At 37.4% G+C, this 15,852-nt stretch carries 9 protein-coding genes; 8 read left to right on the top strand and 1 reads right to left on the bottom strand.

Annotated features, from left to right (window positions below; all coding sequences use genetic code 11):
* Nucleotides 1–404: 404 nt before the first annotated feature.
* A complete protein-coding gene (locus ACHRWY_RS03570) occupies nucleotides 405–1,247 on the bottom strand; it encodes an AraC family transcriptional regulator (RefSeq protein ID WP_395352579.1) in 843 nt (280 codons plus the stop codon).
* 138 nt (nucleotides 1,248–1,385) lie between these two features.
* Between ACHRWY_RS03570 and ACHRWY_RS03575 the strand changes: the two genes are divergently transcribed.
* From ACHRWY_RS03575 to ACHRWY_RS03610, 8 genes are all read left to right on the top strand, one after another.
* Complete coding sequence (locus tag ACHRWY_RS03575) at nucleotides 1,386–2,300, top strand: dihydrodipicolinate synthase family protein (protein WP_395352581.1); 915 nt, start codon at nucleotides 1,386–1,388, stop codon at nucleotides 2,298–2,300.
* A gap of 20 nt (nucleotides 2,301–2,320) precedes the next feature.
* Complete coding sequence (locus ACHRWY_RS03580; protein ID WP_395352583.1) at nucleotides 2,321–3,889, top strand: aldehyde dehydrogenase (NADP(+)); 1,569 nt, start codon at nucleotides 2,321–2,323, stop codon at nucleotides 3,887–3,889.
* 3 nt (nucleotides 3,890–3,892) lie between these two features.
* Nucleotides 3,893–4,903, top strand: a complete 1,011-nt coding sequence (locus ACHRWY_RS03585; protein ID WP_395352585.1) for a 4-hydroxyproline epimerase — start codon at nucleotides 3,893–3,895, stop codon at nucleotides 4,901–4,903.
* 75 nt (nucleotides 4,904–4,978) lie between these two features.
* A complete protein-coding gene (locus ACHRWY_RS03590; protein ID WP_395352587.1) occupies nucleotides 4,979–6,214 on the top strand; it encodes an NAD(P)/FAD-dependent oxidoreductase in 1,236 nt (411 codons plus the stop codon).
* An 851-nt stretch (nucleotides 6,215–7,065) separates the two neighbouring features.
* Entirely contained in the window at nucleotides 7,066–8,481 is a 1,416-nt protein-coding gene (locus tag ACHRWY_RS03595) for an APC family permease (RefSeq protein WP_395352589.1), read from the top strand.
* Nucleotides 8,482–8,707: 226 nt separating this feature from the next.
* Nucleotides 8,708–10,957, top strand: coding sequence for a DPP IV N-terminal domain-containing protein (locus ACHRWY_RS03600; RefSeq protein WP_395352591.1), 2,250 nt, complete (start codon nucleotides 8,708–8,710; stop codon nucleotides 10,955–10,957).
* A gap of 24 nt (nucleotides 10,958–10,981) precedes the next feature.
* Entirely contained in the window at nucleotides 10,982–14,035 is a 3,054-nt protein-coding gene (locus ACHRWY_RS03605; protein WP_395352593.1) for a beta-L-arabinofuranosidase domain-containing protein, read from the top strand.
* Between the two features lie 116 nt (nucleotides 14,036–14,151).
* Complete coding sequence (locus tag ACHRWY_RS03610; protein WP_395352595.1) at nucleotides 14,152–15,843, top strand: DUF885 family protein; 1,692 nt, start codon at nucleotides 14,152–14,154, stop codon at nucleotides 15,841–15,843.
* Nucleotides 15,844–15,852: the final 9 nt, after the last annotated feature.

Consider the following 15,852-nt stretch of genomic DNA (forward strand, 5'->3'; position numbering starts at 1 on the left):
TGAGAAATCACACTAGAAACTCGACAAAGAATAACCGTTCAGTTTGTCATCCCGGGGAACGAGGACACAAGCGATAGCGAACTGGTGAAGCAATCTTCGCAAGAAACTCACACACAGTACTTCATAAATTGTCGAGCTACTAACGGAGATCTCTCGTTCCTCGGGATGACAAAAATGCGCAGACAACTATAGGCTTTAGCCAAAAATGCAAATATTCGGCTAAAGCCTTTTTAATTCCGTAATAAACACCTCCAGCTAAAGCTGGGGGCTATTCAATAATTTTTAATTTAGAATATTTCTTATACCCAACAAAACTATGTTTGTTTAAAATAAGTGAAACGCCTTTTTAGGTAAAGAAAACTTATGTTTCTATGTGTTTAAAAATTAAACTACAAAGTAAAAAACTAAAACTGCGCGCGATAATGCGAAGGCGAAATACCTTTCAATTCCTTAAACTTTCTGTTGAAATTCGCAATATCCTGAAATCCGCAAAGTTCAGAAATAGAAGCAATCGAAAGATCTTTTTTGTTGTGCAGCAATTTACAGGCGTTTTCAATTCTTATTTCAATCAAAAACTGAAAGAAAGTCTTGTTGGTACGCTTTTTAAAATAACGGCAAAACGCATTTTTGCTCATATTCGCTTTTTCCGCCACTTCGTCTAAAGTAATATTCTGGTGGTAATATTCGATCGCATATTCAAAAACAGCACTCATTCGGCGGCCTTCATCATCAGTATATTTCTTCTTGTAGACAAAGGAAGAAAGAGGCGTTTTTTCCGAAGAAATAATAATATTTATAATTTTCAGGAAAGAAGCAATACGCTGAATCTTATTCTGTTTTTTTAGTTTATTAAAATGATGCGTAATCTTCTTTTGATTCGAAAGGATCTTCATTCCGTACTCAGAATCTTTAAAAAAATCATCCACAGTACTCATATCATTAAGACTAAAAAAGTCCTTTCCAAAAGAAGTTTTTGTAAAAAACAAAGTCAGCATAACCGATTCCGGACTTGCTTCGACATTACTTCTAAAAACATGAGGAACATTCTCACCAATTACTAAAATGTCTTCTTCCTTATAATCGTTTATCGAATCCCCAACAATTAAAGTTCCCGATCCTTTTGCAATATAACTAATCTGAATTTCTTCATGCTGGTGCAATTGATCGTAGAAAACACGCTCGATGTCTTCCTGATAAATTAGAGCTTCTCTTTCGGTTTTGGGTATTTTAAAAGGCAGGATTTTCAACGTGATTTTTTTTAGATATGTAAATATTAACAAAAAAAACAGATTATACAATAGATGTGGTAATATAGTATTGATAAAGGCTAATAATCACACAGGAGCCATTTTGTTTAAGCTTTATTTTTGATAAAAATTAAGAATATGAAAATAAATTGGGAAGGCGTAATGCCAGCTGTAACAACAAAATTTACAGCAGAAGGTCAACTGGACCTCGTAATGTTCGAGAAGAATATTAAAGCACAAATTGATGCTGGAGTTAATGGAATCATACTTGGCGGAACTCTTGGAGAAGCCAGTACATTGACTAAAGAAGAAAAAGAAGTTTTAATAAACAACACTTTAAGAATTGTCGAAGGAAAAATTCCGGTTATTGTAAACATTGCAGAGCAAACTACCAGTGAAGCCATAACTTTAGCCAAACGTGCCGAAGAGCTAGGCGTAAACGGTTTAATGTTATTGCCGCCAATGCGATACAAAGCAACAGATCACGAAACGGTGGTTTATTTTAAAGAAATTGCAAAAAGCACATCATTGCCCATTATGATTTACAATAATCCTGTAGATTATAAAATCGAGGTCACACTTGATATGTTTGAAGAACTTTTAAAACTCGAAAACATTCAGGCAGTAAAAGAATCCACCAGAGACATTAGTAATGTAACCAGAATCAGAAACCGTTTTGGCAATAGATTAAAAGTGCTTTGTGGGGTCGATACTTTGGCACTTGAAAGTTTAGTAGCCGGAGCCGATGGCTGGGTTGCAGGTTTAGTAGTAGCATATCCGGCAGAGACAGTGGCAATTTACAAATTGGTAAAAGCAGGGAAACTAGCCGAAGCGTTGGAAATTTACAGATGGTTTATGCCATTATTAGAATTGGATATTTCTCCTCAATTGGTTCAAAATATAAAACTGGCCGAAGTAGCCACAGGACTTGGAACAGAAAACGTAAGAGCACCAAGATTACCATTACAAGGATCAGAAAGAGAACGTGTTTTGTCGATCATTGATTTAGCAATGAAAAACAGACCCGTATTGCCGGCCTATAAAAGTATTTAATTAAAGTTTAAAAGAAAGCGATGACTACAGGAAAAAATTATATTGGAGATGTGCTTTCCGCAAAAGGTAAAACAACATACAAAACAATAAATCCGGAACAAAACTCTGAGAACGAAACTGTTTTTTATGAAGCTACAGAAGAAGAAATTAATCAGGCCGTAAAACTGGCAGAAGAAGCTTTTAAAACATACGGAACAATTGCCGACGTAAAAAAAGCCGATTTCCTGGACGCCATTGCCGAAGAAATTGAAGCCCTTGGCGAAGATTTATTAACCACTTATATTCAGGAATCAGGTCTTCCTGCCGGAAGAGCAAATGGTGAACGGGGCAGAACAACCGGACAACTTAGAGCATTTGCCACTATGTTAAGAGAAGGTTCATGGGTAGAAGCGATCATTAATAAAACAGAAGGCAAACCCGATATTAGAAGATTGCAAATCCCAATAGGACCTGTAGTTGTTTTTGGAGCCAGTAATTTCCCGCTTGCTTTTTCTACAGCGGGAGGAGATACGGCAAGTGCATTAGCCGCAGGTTGTCCTGTGGTGGTAAAATCACATCCGCTTCATGCCGGAACAGGGGAGTTAGTCGCTTCGGCAATTATCAAAGCCGCCAAAAGAACCGGAATGCCAAATGGTGTTTTTTCTAATCTTAACAGCCGTGGTATAGAAGTAGGTGTAGCTTTGGTCGAAAATCCATCAATTAAAGCAGTCGGTTTTACAGGAAGCATAAAAGGAGGTACTGCACTTTGCAAAATTGCCGCCAACAGAGCTATTCCAATTCCGGTTTATGCAGAAATGGGAAGTATAAATCCGGTACTCGTTTTTCCTTCAGCTTTAAAAGCAGATGCTGAAAAATGGGCTAAAAATTATGCTGCTTCAATCGTTGCCGGTACAGGGCAATTTTGTACAAATCCCGGGCTTATTTTAGGAATAAAAAGCAATGAGTTAGATCATTTTATTACTATTTTAGCTTTAGAGACAGACAAATTAGAGCCAACCTGCATGCTGCATCCCAACATTAAAAATCAATACGAAAGCCTAAAATCAGAAGTGCTTGGGCAAGAAGGATATACGCAGCAAACTACTTTAGATAAAGAAGTCAAACCAAATTATGCCTTGCAAAATGTCATTACGGTGGATGGCGAAACTTTCTTAAAAAACAAGACATTTCACAAAGAAGTTTTTGGTCCTTTTTCGGTAGTAGTCAAATGTGATGATGTTCAGCAACTTAATACAATTATACACGATTTAGAAGGACAATTGACCGGTACCGTTTTAAATGCTGATGTACAGGAATTTGATGATTTTAAAGCAGTAATCGAAAACCTTAAAAACAAAGTAGGCCGATTAATTTTCAATAATGTTCCAACAGGAGTTGAGGTTTGTTCAGGAATGACACACGGCGGACCTTTTCCGGCAAGTTCAGACAGCAAATTTACATCTGTAGGATTAACAGCCGTGAAAAGATGGGTTCGTCCGGTAACTTTTCAGGATTGGCCGGATCAGTTACTGCCAGACGCTTTACAGGATAAAAATCCGTTAAATATTACCAGAACTGTAAACGATATACTAACAAAGAATCCAATATAATTTATGCCAAGAAAAACCTTTTTTTGTGTTGATGCACATACTTGCGGAAATCCGGTAAGAGTTGTAGCTGGTGGCGGTCCCAATTTGGTTGGAAACAATATGAGTGAGAAACGTCAGCATTTTTTAAAAGAATACGACTGGATTCGTAAAGGGCTTATGTTTGAACCCCGTGGTCATGATATGATGAGCGGCAGTATTTTGTATCCGCCAAGTGATCCTGAAAATGATTTCGGAATTTTATTTATCGAAACTTCGGGCTGTTTACCTATGTGTGGTCACGGAACTATCGGAACTATAACTATTGCAATAGAGGAAGGTTTGGTAATCCCAAAAATTCCCGGAAAAATTAAGATGGAAGCCCCTGCAGGTCTCGTACAGATCGAATACCAGCAAACCGGTAAAAAAGTAGACTGGGTACGTTTGACCAATGTAAAATCGTATCTCGCAGCAGAAGGCCTTACTGTTGATTGTCCGGAATTAGGCGAAATTGTTTTTGATGTCGCTTATGGCGGAAACTATTATGCCATTGTAGATCCGCAAAAGAATTTCTCAGGCATTCAGGATTTTACAGCCGGAAAAATTGTGCAGTACAGTCAGGAAGTCCGCAAACGCATCAACGAGAAATATCCTAATATGTTCATTCACCCTGAAAATGATACCATTCGAGATGTAAGCCATATGTTGTGGACAGGAGATCCAATCGATCCTGCTTCTTCAGGTAGAAATGCCGTTTTTTACGGAGACAAAGCCATTGACCGTTCGCCATGCGGCACCGGAACTTCAGCCAGAATTGCACAGCTTCATGCCAAAGGAAAACTAAAAAAAGGAGAAGATTATATTCATGAAAGTTTTATCGGGAGCAAATTTATTGGCAGGGTAGTAGAAGAAACTTCTATAGGAGCTATCAAAGCCATAGTACCAAGTATTCAGGGCTGGGCAAAAGTGTACGGTTATAATAATATCATCATTGACGAAGATGATGATCCGTATGCTTTTGGTTTTCAGGTGATTTAAAAAAAATGATAATATAAAAAATTCATTGGTTTACAGAAAAACTTCTTGCCAATGAATTTTTAAATTTAGATACTAATGAAAAAAGTAAGTATAATTGGCGGAGGGATAATAGGCTTGTGTTCAGCTTATTATTTAGCCAAAGAAGGTTATGAAGTAGTTGTTTTTGATAAATCAGATATGAGCGACGGCTGTTCTTACGGAAATGCAGGAATGATCGTTCCTTCGCATATAATTCCGCTTGCACAGCCCGGCATGATTGCACAGGGAATAAAATGGATGTTTGACAGCCAGAGTCCGTTTTATGTAAAACCCAGATTAAACATGGATTTAATGAAATGGGGATTACAATTCTACAAACACGCCAACTTAAGTCATGTCGAAAAAGCGATGCCTGCACTTTGCAACTTATCGCTTTTGAGTAAAGAACTCTATCAGGATTTAGCCAAAGAAAATAATTCGTTTTTCTACGAAGAAAAAGGACTTCTGATGCTTTATAAAACCGAAAAAACGGGAGAAGAAATTCAACACGAAGGAATATTGGCAGAAAAATTAGGATTAGAAGTTGATTTTCTTTCAAAAGAAGAAGTTTCAAAATTAGAAACAGGAACCGTTACCAATGTTATTGGCGGTGTACATTACAAAAGTGACGCACACGTATATCCTCAAAAATTCATGCAATTCATCAAAGACGAACTCAATCGCCTGAAGGTAAAAATTCATGCACAAACCACCGTAAATGATTTTGTTTTAAAAAATAATGAGGTTGCCGAAATCATAACCGACAAAGGTAATTTTTCTACCGATGAGGTTGTTTTGGCCACAGGATCATGGAGTCCGCATATTGCCAAAAAACTGAATGTCAATATTTCGATATTACCGGGAAAAGGATATAGTTTTACGCTTAACGATCAAAACCATAAACCTTCGATCCCAACAATTCTATGTGAAGGAAAAGTTGCCGTAACCCCAATGAATAATGATATCCGTTTTGGAGGAACTATGGAAATTACGCATACCAATGACACCAAAATCAATCAAAACAGGCTACAGGGAATTGTGAATTCGGTAAATGATTTTTATCCCGATTTAAAAATTGAAATGCCAAAAGAAGAAGATACCTGGTTTGGTTTCAGACCTTGTACGCCATCAGGAATGCCCATCATTGCGAGAGATAAAAAACTTAAAAATTTAACCGTAGTCACAGGACACGCCATGATGGGATTAAGTCTGGCGCCTGCAACGGGTAAAATAGTAGCAGAAATCATTTCCGGAAAAACTACTTCGGTAGATACCCAAATGTTTCAACTCTAAAAAATCAGCTTCATTTCTAACGAAACTTGAAGCTGATTTTTTTTAGTCCCAGCCCCAGCGGGGCGATATGTTTGTAGAAATTAATTATCTAGTTTGGTAAAACCCCAGCGGGGTGACCTATTTCTGAGCAAAATATATATCGCTCCGCTGGAGCTCTAGAACTGATCTATGAATTGGCTATAAATATTTCGCTCCTCTGGAGCTAATATCATGATGGTTATTTTTCTCGCAGATTTAGCAGATTTATTGTGAAATGTATTTAATCCTTTAAATCTGCGAGAGAAATAATTTGTTATTAATGGTATGAATTAATTTCAGCCCCAGCGGGGTGAGATGTTTATAGAAATTAATTACCCCGTTTGGTAAGACCCCAGCGGGGTGACCTATTTCTGAGCAAAATATATATCGCTCCGCTGGAGCTCTAGTACTGAGATCTATGAATTGGCTATAAATATTTCGCTCCTCTGGAGCTAATATCATGATGGTTATTTTCTCTCACAGATTTAGCAGATTTATTTTGAAATGTATTTAATCCTTTAAATCTGTGAGATAAATAATTTGTTATTAATGGTATGAATTAATTTCAGCCCCAGCGGGGCGATATATTTATAGAAATTAATTACCCCGTTTGGTAAAACCCCAGCGGGGTGACATATTTCTCAGCAATATATACCGTTCCGCTGAAGCTTTAATACTGAACGTATGAATTTTTCTATAAATATACCGCTCCTCTGGAGCTTCACCATGAATAGCAACTAACAACATAAATTCTAAATACTAACCACATTTAAAATTTAAAAAACAGATTACCGTATTCCTAAACAAAAAACAACCAAAAAACAAACCAAAAAATGACAGACAATAACAAGGAAGAATTTAAAAAAGAACTCGGGCTTCTCGACGGAACCATGCTTGTAGTAGGTTCTATGATTGGGTCAGGAATATTTATCGTAAGTGCCGATATCGCCAGACAAGTAGGTTCAACAGGCTGGCTGATTTTGATATGGCTTATTTCAGGAATCATTACTATGATTGCAGCAGTAAGTTATGGAGAATTAAGCGCCATGTTTCCTAATGCCGGCGGGCAATACGTTTATCTTAAAGAAGCGTATAATAAACTAATCGCCTTTTTATACGGCTGGAGTTTTTTTGCTGTCATTCAAACCGGTACCATTGCGGCGGTTGGTGTGGCATTTTCGAAATTTACAGCCTATTTAATTCCGGCGGTAAGTGATGAGAATATTATCTACGAAATGGGAAGCTTTAAGCTCAATGTAGCGCAAATAGTATCTATCGTAACCATTATTTTTCTGACCTATCTAAATACGCGGGGAGTAAAAAACAGTAAGATTTTACAAACCATTCTGACCATCATCAAAATAGTATCAATTTTAGGATTAATTATTTTCGGATTAACATTAGCCGCAAAATCTTCTGTATGGAATGCCAACTGGACAGATGCGTGGACACCGCATTCTTTTAATCCCGAAACAGGTTCCTGGTTTCCAATAGGAGGAACAGCTTTAATCTCGGGAATTTCTGCAGCGATGGTAGGAACTTTATTCTCCAGTGATTCCTGGACAGGGGTAACTTTTATAGCAGGAGAAATTAAAAATCCAAAACGAAATGTGGGTTTAAGCATGTTTCTGGGAACTTTGATCGTAACCATCATTTATGTACTGACCAATATAATGTATGTAGCGGTTATTCCGCTTAGCGAAATTGCCGGCGCAAAATCAGATAGGGTAGCTGTGGTTGCTTCGGATTATATTTTTGGCGATATCGGGACGCTTATTATTGCTTTAATGATTATGATTTCGACTTTTGCCTGCAATAACGGTTTGATTATGGCCGGAGCCAGAGTATATTATACCATGGCGAATGATGGTTTGTTCTTTAAAAAAGCAGCAATATTAAACCATGCCAGCGTTCCTGCCTGGGCACTTTGGGCACAATGTTTATGGGCTTCTGTATTATGCCTTACGGGAAAATATGGTGATTTATTAGACTTTGTCATTATTATAGTACTGATTTTTTACATTCTTACGATTTACGGTATTATCATTCTACGCAAAAAAATGCCCGATGCAGTTCGTCCCTATAAAGCCATCGGATATCCTTTTTTACCGTTGCTCTATATTGTAATTGCTTCGGCGGTTTGTATTTCGTTATTGTTTACCAAATTCTCCACCTGTGGCTGGGGTGTTTTAATTATGCTGATGGGAATTCCAATCTATTATTTGATAAAAGAAAAAACACCAAATTAATCTTTCACGTCCTAACAGGTTTTTTATAACCTGTTAGGTCTTATACATCAATACCTTGCCTATTGACAAACTTTGCGGTAGATACACGGCTATTGTCTCTACGATATGCATTTAATAACTGATTTTCCTCACATTTTAATTTCGAAGGGTAATATAATATTAGTATTTGTTAATATTAACCCATAGATCTCAATAAATAATATATATTTTTATTAATATTTAAATTATGAGAACAACTAGTAAAAAAATAAGTGTATTTTTAACACTTTCGTATTGTTTAATCGCTCAGGCTCAGGGAACTTTGAAAGAATATAAGAAAGCGAACGCTGTAGATTCTTTATTCAAAAATAAAGTAATTAATACTCCAAAAGAGTTTCACTGGGTTGGAAATGACTATGTGTGGTATAGTAATAACCTGTTAAAAGGAAAAGAATTTCTTTTGGTCGATACCAAACAGCAAAAACAGGTACAAGCTTTTGATCACCATAAATTAGGGCAGTCCCTTTCAAAAATATTGGGTAAGGAAGTAGACGCAAAAGATCTTCCGATTGAAAATTTAGAATTTGACAAAACCTTGTCAACACTTGTTTTTACAACAGATACACTGAAACTTTCATACAATTTAAACAACTACGAATTAAAAAAATTAGGTGCTTATAAAAAGCCTTTAAAAACAAATGATTATTGGGGCGGTAACTTCGATGAACTCGGAAATAAACCCGTAGGTTCTCCGGATTCTTTGCACACTGCATTCATAAAGGATTATAATTTATATATAAAAAATAAAAAAACTAAAGTAGAAACACAGCTAAGTTATGATGGCTCAAAAGGTTTTTATTATTCATCATATATGCAATGGTCGCCCAATAGTGCCGAAATTATGGCGTACAAAGTAAGACCTGGCGAAGAACATAAAATTTATTTTGTAGAATCAAGTCCAAAAGATCAGTTTCAGCCAAAATTGCAAACAAGGGATTATTTAAAACCAGGCGATCAATTACCATTTAAAAGTCCGCAGTTGTTTGTTGTTGCTACAAAAAAACAGATTCCCGTGGCAACCGATTTATTTCAGCAGCAATACGATCTTTCGGGAATAGAATGGAAAGACGACAGCAGCAGTTTTACTTTTGAATACAATCAAAGAGGACATCAGGTTTATCGTGTTCTGGAGGTAAATGCAACAACAGGAAAAGTCAAAATTATTATAGAAGAAACCAGCCCGACTTTTGTGGAATACAGCGGAAAAAGATATCGTTTTGACAGCAAAAAAAGCAACGAAATCATTTGGGCATCAGAACGTGATGGATGGAATCATTTGTATTTATACGATGCACTTACAGGTAAAGTAAAGAATCAGATCACAAAAGGTAACTGGCCAGTTAGACAAGTAATTAAAGTAGATGAAGAAAAGAAACAAATCTATTTTACCGCAAGCGGATTAGACAAAGATCAGGATCCGTATTTATTGCAGTTTTGCCGAATTGATTTTAACGGAAAAAACTTCACAAGATTAACCACAGAAAACGGGAATCATAAAGTAACCTTTTCACCGGATTATAAATATTATGTCGATCAGTATTCACGTGTCGATGAGGCACCAATTACGGTTTTAAAAAGTGTCGATACTCAAAAGACTATTGTAGCAATGCAAAAAGCAGATATTACTGAATTACAGAAAACAGGCTGGGTAGCACCGGAAGTTTTTACTGCTAAGGGAAGAGACGGAAAAACAGATATTTGGGGAGTTATTGTGCGTCCGACAACTTTTGATCCTAATAGAAAATATCCTATTATCGAATATATTTATGCGGGGCCTCAGGATTCCTTTGTTCCAAAGAATTTTCAGCCTTATTACTGGGCAATGTCCTCGCTGGCAGAATTAGGATTTATTGTAGTGCAGATTGACGGAATGGGAACATCCAATCGTTCAAAAGCTTTTCATGATGTTTGTTTCAAAAATTTAAAAGACGGAGGTTTCCCGGACAGAAAACTCTGGATGAAAGCTGCAGCAGCCAAATATCCTTATATGAATATTGATAAAGTAGGCATTCACGGTACATCGGCCGGAGGACAAAATGCCGGAGCCGCTTTGGTATTTAACTCTGATTTTTATGATGTTGCCGTAGCATCTTGCGGCTGTCACGATAATCGAATGGATAAAATGTGGTGGAATGAACAATGGATGGGTTATCCTGTTGGTCCGGAATACGAAGCTTGCTCGAATACTACCCATGCTGCACAACTCAACGGTAATCTGATGTTAATTGTTGGAGAATTAGACGATAACGTTGATCCGGCATCTACCATGCAATTTGCAAACGCCTTGATTAAAGCCAATAAAAATTTCGAATTAGTGACTGTTCCCGGAATGGGACATTCGGCCGGAGGCGATTATGGCGAGCGCAAACGCAGAGACTATTTTGTACAGCATTTGTTGGGAGTTACGCCACCAGCATGGAGTGAAGTGTATAAGTAAGAAACGTGTAAAAAGAATTATATTATGAAAAGATACAGGCTATTTATTTGTGTAATGATAAGTTTTTGGGCATCGGGTTCAACAGCTGTAATGGCACAAGGAGGCGATCAGATTTTAGACGGAATTGGAGAAACAGGATTAATTGCGCGCTACATTTTTGATGGCAATGCAAAAGACTGGTCAAGAAATAATTTACACGGAAAAATTCAGGATTCTCAAGCCAAGTTTGTCAATGACGAGCAGTTTGGTAAAGTACTTTCTTTGCCGGCTGATGCAAAAGCTTTTGTGACACTTCCGGGTGAAGCTTTGATAGGAGAGGAATCCCTTACGGTATCAGGATGGATTTATTTACGTTCGGCACAAAAGGGTCAGCATTTTTTTGATTTCGGAAAAAGTACCAATGCGCATTTATTCGTTGCACCAACAGGAACCGAAAGTGCAGGCTTTCAGGCAGAAGTAAACAATGAATCAGGCGCAAAATACAAAACAAATGCCCCGGCTCTGGAAACAGATAAATGGTATCATTTGGTAGTGGTCATCAATATTCCGTCCAAATCAATTAGCACTTACGTAAATGGATTGCAGGTAAGCGAAACTAAAAACGTAGCACTGAATCTAGATCAGTTATTCGATAATAAATCAGGAGAAAAAAATACGCTTTATATTGGGAAATCACTAACAGCCGATGCGCCTTCTCTTAATGCTAAATTGCATGATTTCAGAATTTATCGTGTTCCTTTAAACGAAAAACAAATAGCCAGAATTTATCATAATTCCTTAAAAGAAAATCAGGAAGAAGAAACAGAAGAAGAACAGGTAAAAGACCTTCCATCTTTTTCTAAAACTACGCCACAGCTTTACAATCAATATTTAACAAGCGTCTCCGATATCACAGTAGAAACCGGAGTTGGTTTTTTACCCCGATTACCAAGTTATATAAAAGGAGTGTATAAAAACGGAGTTCAGGGTCCTGAAGTTCGTGTCATCTGGCCTGCACCAACAGACAATAGTCAGGTATTAAAAACGGGACAATATACCGTAACAGGAACCATTGCCGGAACAGATTTAAAACCTAAGGCCATTGTAACCGTAATAAATGCGAAAAAAACCGCCACACCGGAACGTAAACTAGAAGTATTTCATCTCGATCAGGTTTCCCTGAATAATGACCTTGACGGAAACCAGACAAAATTTATAGAGAACCGCAATAAATTCATCACCACACTGGCGACAACAGACCCTGATTCATTTCTTTATATGTTTCGTAATGCCTTTGGGCAAGCACAGCCAACAGGAGCAGAACCTCTTGGCGTTTGGGACACGCAGGAAACAAAACTACGCGGACATGCCACCGGACATTACTTAACGGCAATTGCTCAGGCGTATGCAAGTACAGGTTATGATCAGTCGCTTCAGGCTAATTTCAAAGACAAAATGGAGTATATGGTGAATACACTATATCAGTTAGAACAGTTATCCGGACAACCAAAAGAGGCTGGAGGTAAATCTGTGTCAGATCCAACAGCTGTACCTTTTGGTCCCGGAAAAACTAGCTATGACTCAGATTTAAGTCCGGAAGGTATTCGTACCGATTACTGGAATTGGGGAAAAGGATTCATTAGTGCTTACCCGCCGGATCAGTTTATTATGCTTGAAAACGGAGCCACTTACGGAGGACAAAAAACTCAAATTTGGGCACCTTATTATACGTTGCATAAAATTCTTGCCGGTTTAATGGATGTCTACGAAGTAAGCGGTAACGAAAAAGCACTTGAAACGGCCAAAGGTATGGGAGACTGGGTATATGTACGTATGAAAAAATTACCTACCGAAACCCTGATAAGCATGTGGAACCGATATATAGCGGGAGAATTTGGCGGAATGAATGAAGCCATGGCAAGATTGTACAGAATTACAAAAGATCCTCATTATCTAGAAGTTGCACAACTTTTTGACAATATCAAAGTATTTTATGGCGATGCAAATCATTCACACGGATTGGCTAAAAATGTGGACACTTTCCGCGGATTGCATGCCAATCAGCACATTCCGCAAATTATGGGAGCGCTGGAAATGTACCGCGATTCTAATACACCGGAATATTACAATGTAGCAGATAACTTTTGGTACAAAACCGTAAACGATTATATGTACACGATTGGCGGAGTTGCCGGCGCACGTAATCCTGCCAATGCAGAATGTTTTATCAGTCAGCCCGCTACGATTTATGAAAACGGTTTTTCATCAGGAGGTCAAAACGAGACTTGCGCTACGTATAACATGCTGAAACTAACCGGAGATCTTTTCCTTTACGATCAGCGTGCCGAGTATATGGATTACTACGAACGCGGACTTTACAATCACATTCTGGCTTCTGTAGCACAAGACAGCCCTGCCAATACGTATCATGTGCCGTTACGTCCGGGCTCTGTAAAACAGTTTGGCAACGCACACATGACGGGTTTTACTTGTTGCAACGGAACGGCTATTGAAAGCAATACAAAATTTCAGAATTCGATTTATTTTAAAAGTGCAGATACCAATACATTGTATGTCAACTTGTATGTGCCATCCACTTTAGAATGGACAGAAAAGAAGGTAACAATAGTACAAACAACTGATTTTCCTAACGAAGATTTTACCCAATTGACTATTAAAGGGAATGGAAAATTTGACGTTAAAGTTCGTGTACCATATTGGGCAACCAAAGGATTTTTCGTAAAAATAAATGGTAAACAGGAAAAAGTAACGGCACAACCGGGAAGCTATCTTACCCTAAAACGCAAATGGAAAGACGGAGATACAATCGAGTTACGTATGCCGTTTCAGTTTCATTTAGAATCGGTAATGGATCAGCAAAATATCGCCAGTTTATTTTACGGCCCAATATTGCTTGCAGCGCAGGAACCTGAACCAAGAAAAGACTGGCGCAAAGTAACATTAGACGTTAAAGATATCAGCAAATCAATACAAGGAGATCCTAAGAAATTAGAATTCAATATCGACGGAATTGTGTACAAACCCTTTTACGAAAGCTACGGCCGCCATTCGGTTTATCTGGATGTTACCTTAAAATAGGATATGTAATACAGCTAAAAAATAATGCCACAGATTACACAGATTCGCACTGATTAAAAATCATTTTAATCCTTTAATCTGTGGCAAAAAATATTCAGAATCATCAAACTAAAAACATGAAAAAATATTTTCTAACCCTTTTTTTATTTTTAGCAATGGCAGCTCAATCATTTGCAAACGATCTTATTGATGTTATCAATACTTTTCAGGCAGATAAAACAGCCTTGCAGAATTTTTATTCGAATAACGAATCAGAAGAATATTATGAGCGTTTTTCTAAATTTTACGCCGACTGGGCTAAAACCGTAAAGAATATTGATTTTAAAAATTTATCAAAAGACGGAAAAGTTGATTATTTATTATTGAAAAACCTGATCAGTAAAGAAGATTATTTTTTACAAATAGAATACAAATCGTATAAAGAAGTGTCTTTGGTTTTGGATTTTTCAGCTGATATTACTGTTTTTATTCAGGAAAGAAGAAGAGGGAAAAGACCGGTTTCGAGTCAATTAGCAAAAGCCTTTGATCTTGCCGGAACGAGTATTGACAAGAAAACAGAGCAATTAAAAAATAAACCTTTCAAAGATTGGTTTGCAGCAGATAAAGCAGCGAAAACCGTTGGGGCTTTCGAAAAATCTTTAAAAGAAGCTTATGAGTTTTATTACAGTTATGATCCTGATTTTACGTGGTGGATGCAAAAACCGTATAAAGACCTTTCAGAAAAACTCAAAGTTTACGAGGAATTTCTAAGAACAAACTACTCTAAAACAAGCATAAAAGATGATGGAAGCGGCATTATAGGAAAACCAATTGGAAGAGATGCTATCATTAAAAGTTTAGCATACGAGTATATTCCGTATTCGCCGGAAGAATTGATTGCCACAGCCCAAAATCAATTTGAATGGTGCAAGAAAGAAATGATCAAAGCCGCTACAGAATTAGGTTATGGAAATGACTGGAAAAAAGCTTTAGAGCATGTAAAAGATACTTATGTTCCTGCAGGCCAACAGCCACAAGCCATTACTGATTTATACAATCAATCGGTTAAATTTATTGAAGACAGAGATTTAATCACTTTGCCGGATTTGACCAAAGAAACCTGGCAGATGATTATGATGACGCCGGAACGCCAGAAAATAAATCCGTTTTTTACAGGAGGATGGGAAATCAGTATTTCGTATCCAACCGAAGATATGGATCAGAAAGACAAGTTAATGAGTATGCGCGGTAATAATCCGAACTTTTCCTTTGCGACTGTACAGCACGAATTATTACCGGGACATAATTTGCAGTTTTTCATGAACAGCCGTTATAAATCCTATCGTCAGCCTTTTGATACTCCGTTTTGGATGGAAGGCTGGGCATTGTATTGGGAAATCAACCTTTGGAACAAACAATTTCCGCAAACACCCGAGCAAAAATTAGGCATGTTATTTTGGAGAATCCACCGTTGTGCCCGAATCATTTTTTCATTAAAATACCATTTAGGAGAAATGACACCACAGCAATGTATCGATTTATTAGTGAATGAAGTAGGACATGAAAAAGCCAATGCAGAAGCCGAAGTAAGACGTTCTTTCGCCAGCGGAGACGCACCATTGTATCAGGTCGCTTACATGACAGGAGGATTGCAGTTTTATGCTTTACGAAACGAATTACTGACTAAAGGATGGACAGAAAAACAATTTCACGACCGTGTTTTAAAAGAAAATATAATGCCGGTTGAAATGCTGAGAATTCTGTTAGAAGATTTGCCTGTTGACGAAAATTATAAAACAAACTGGAAATTCTCGACCGATTTCAAATAATTAAAAAGG

It is taken from the genome of Flavobacterium sp. FlaQc-48 (assembly GCF_044007335.1).
Lineage (GTDB): Bacteria > Bacteroidota > Bacteroidia > Flavobacteriales > Flavobacteriaceae > Flavobacterium.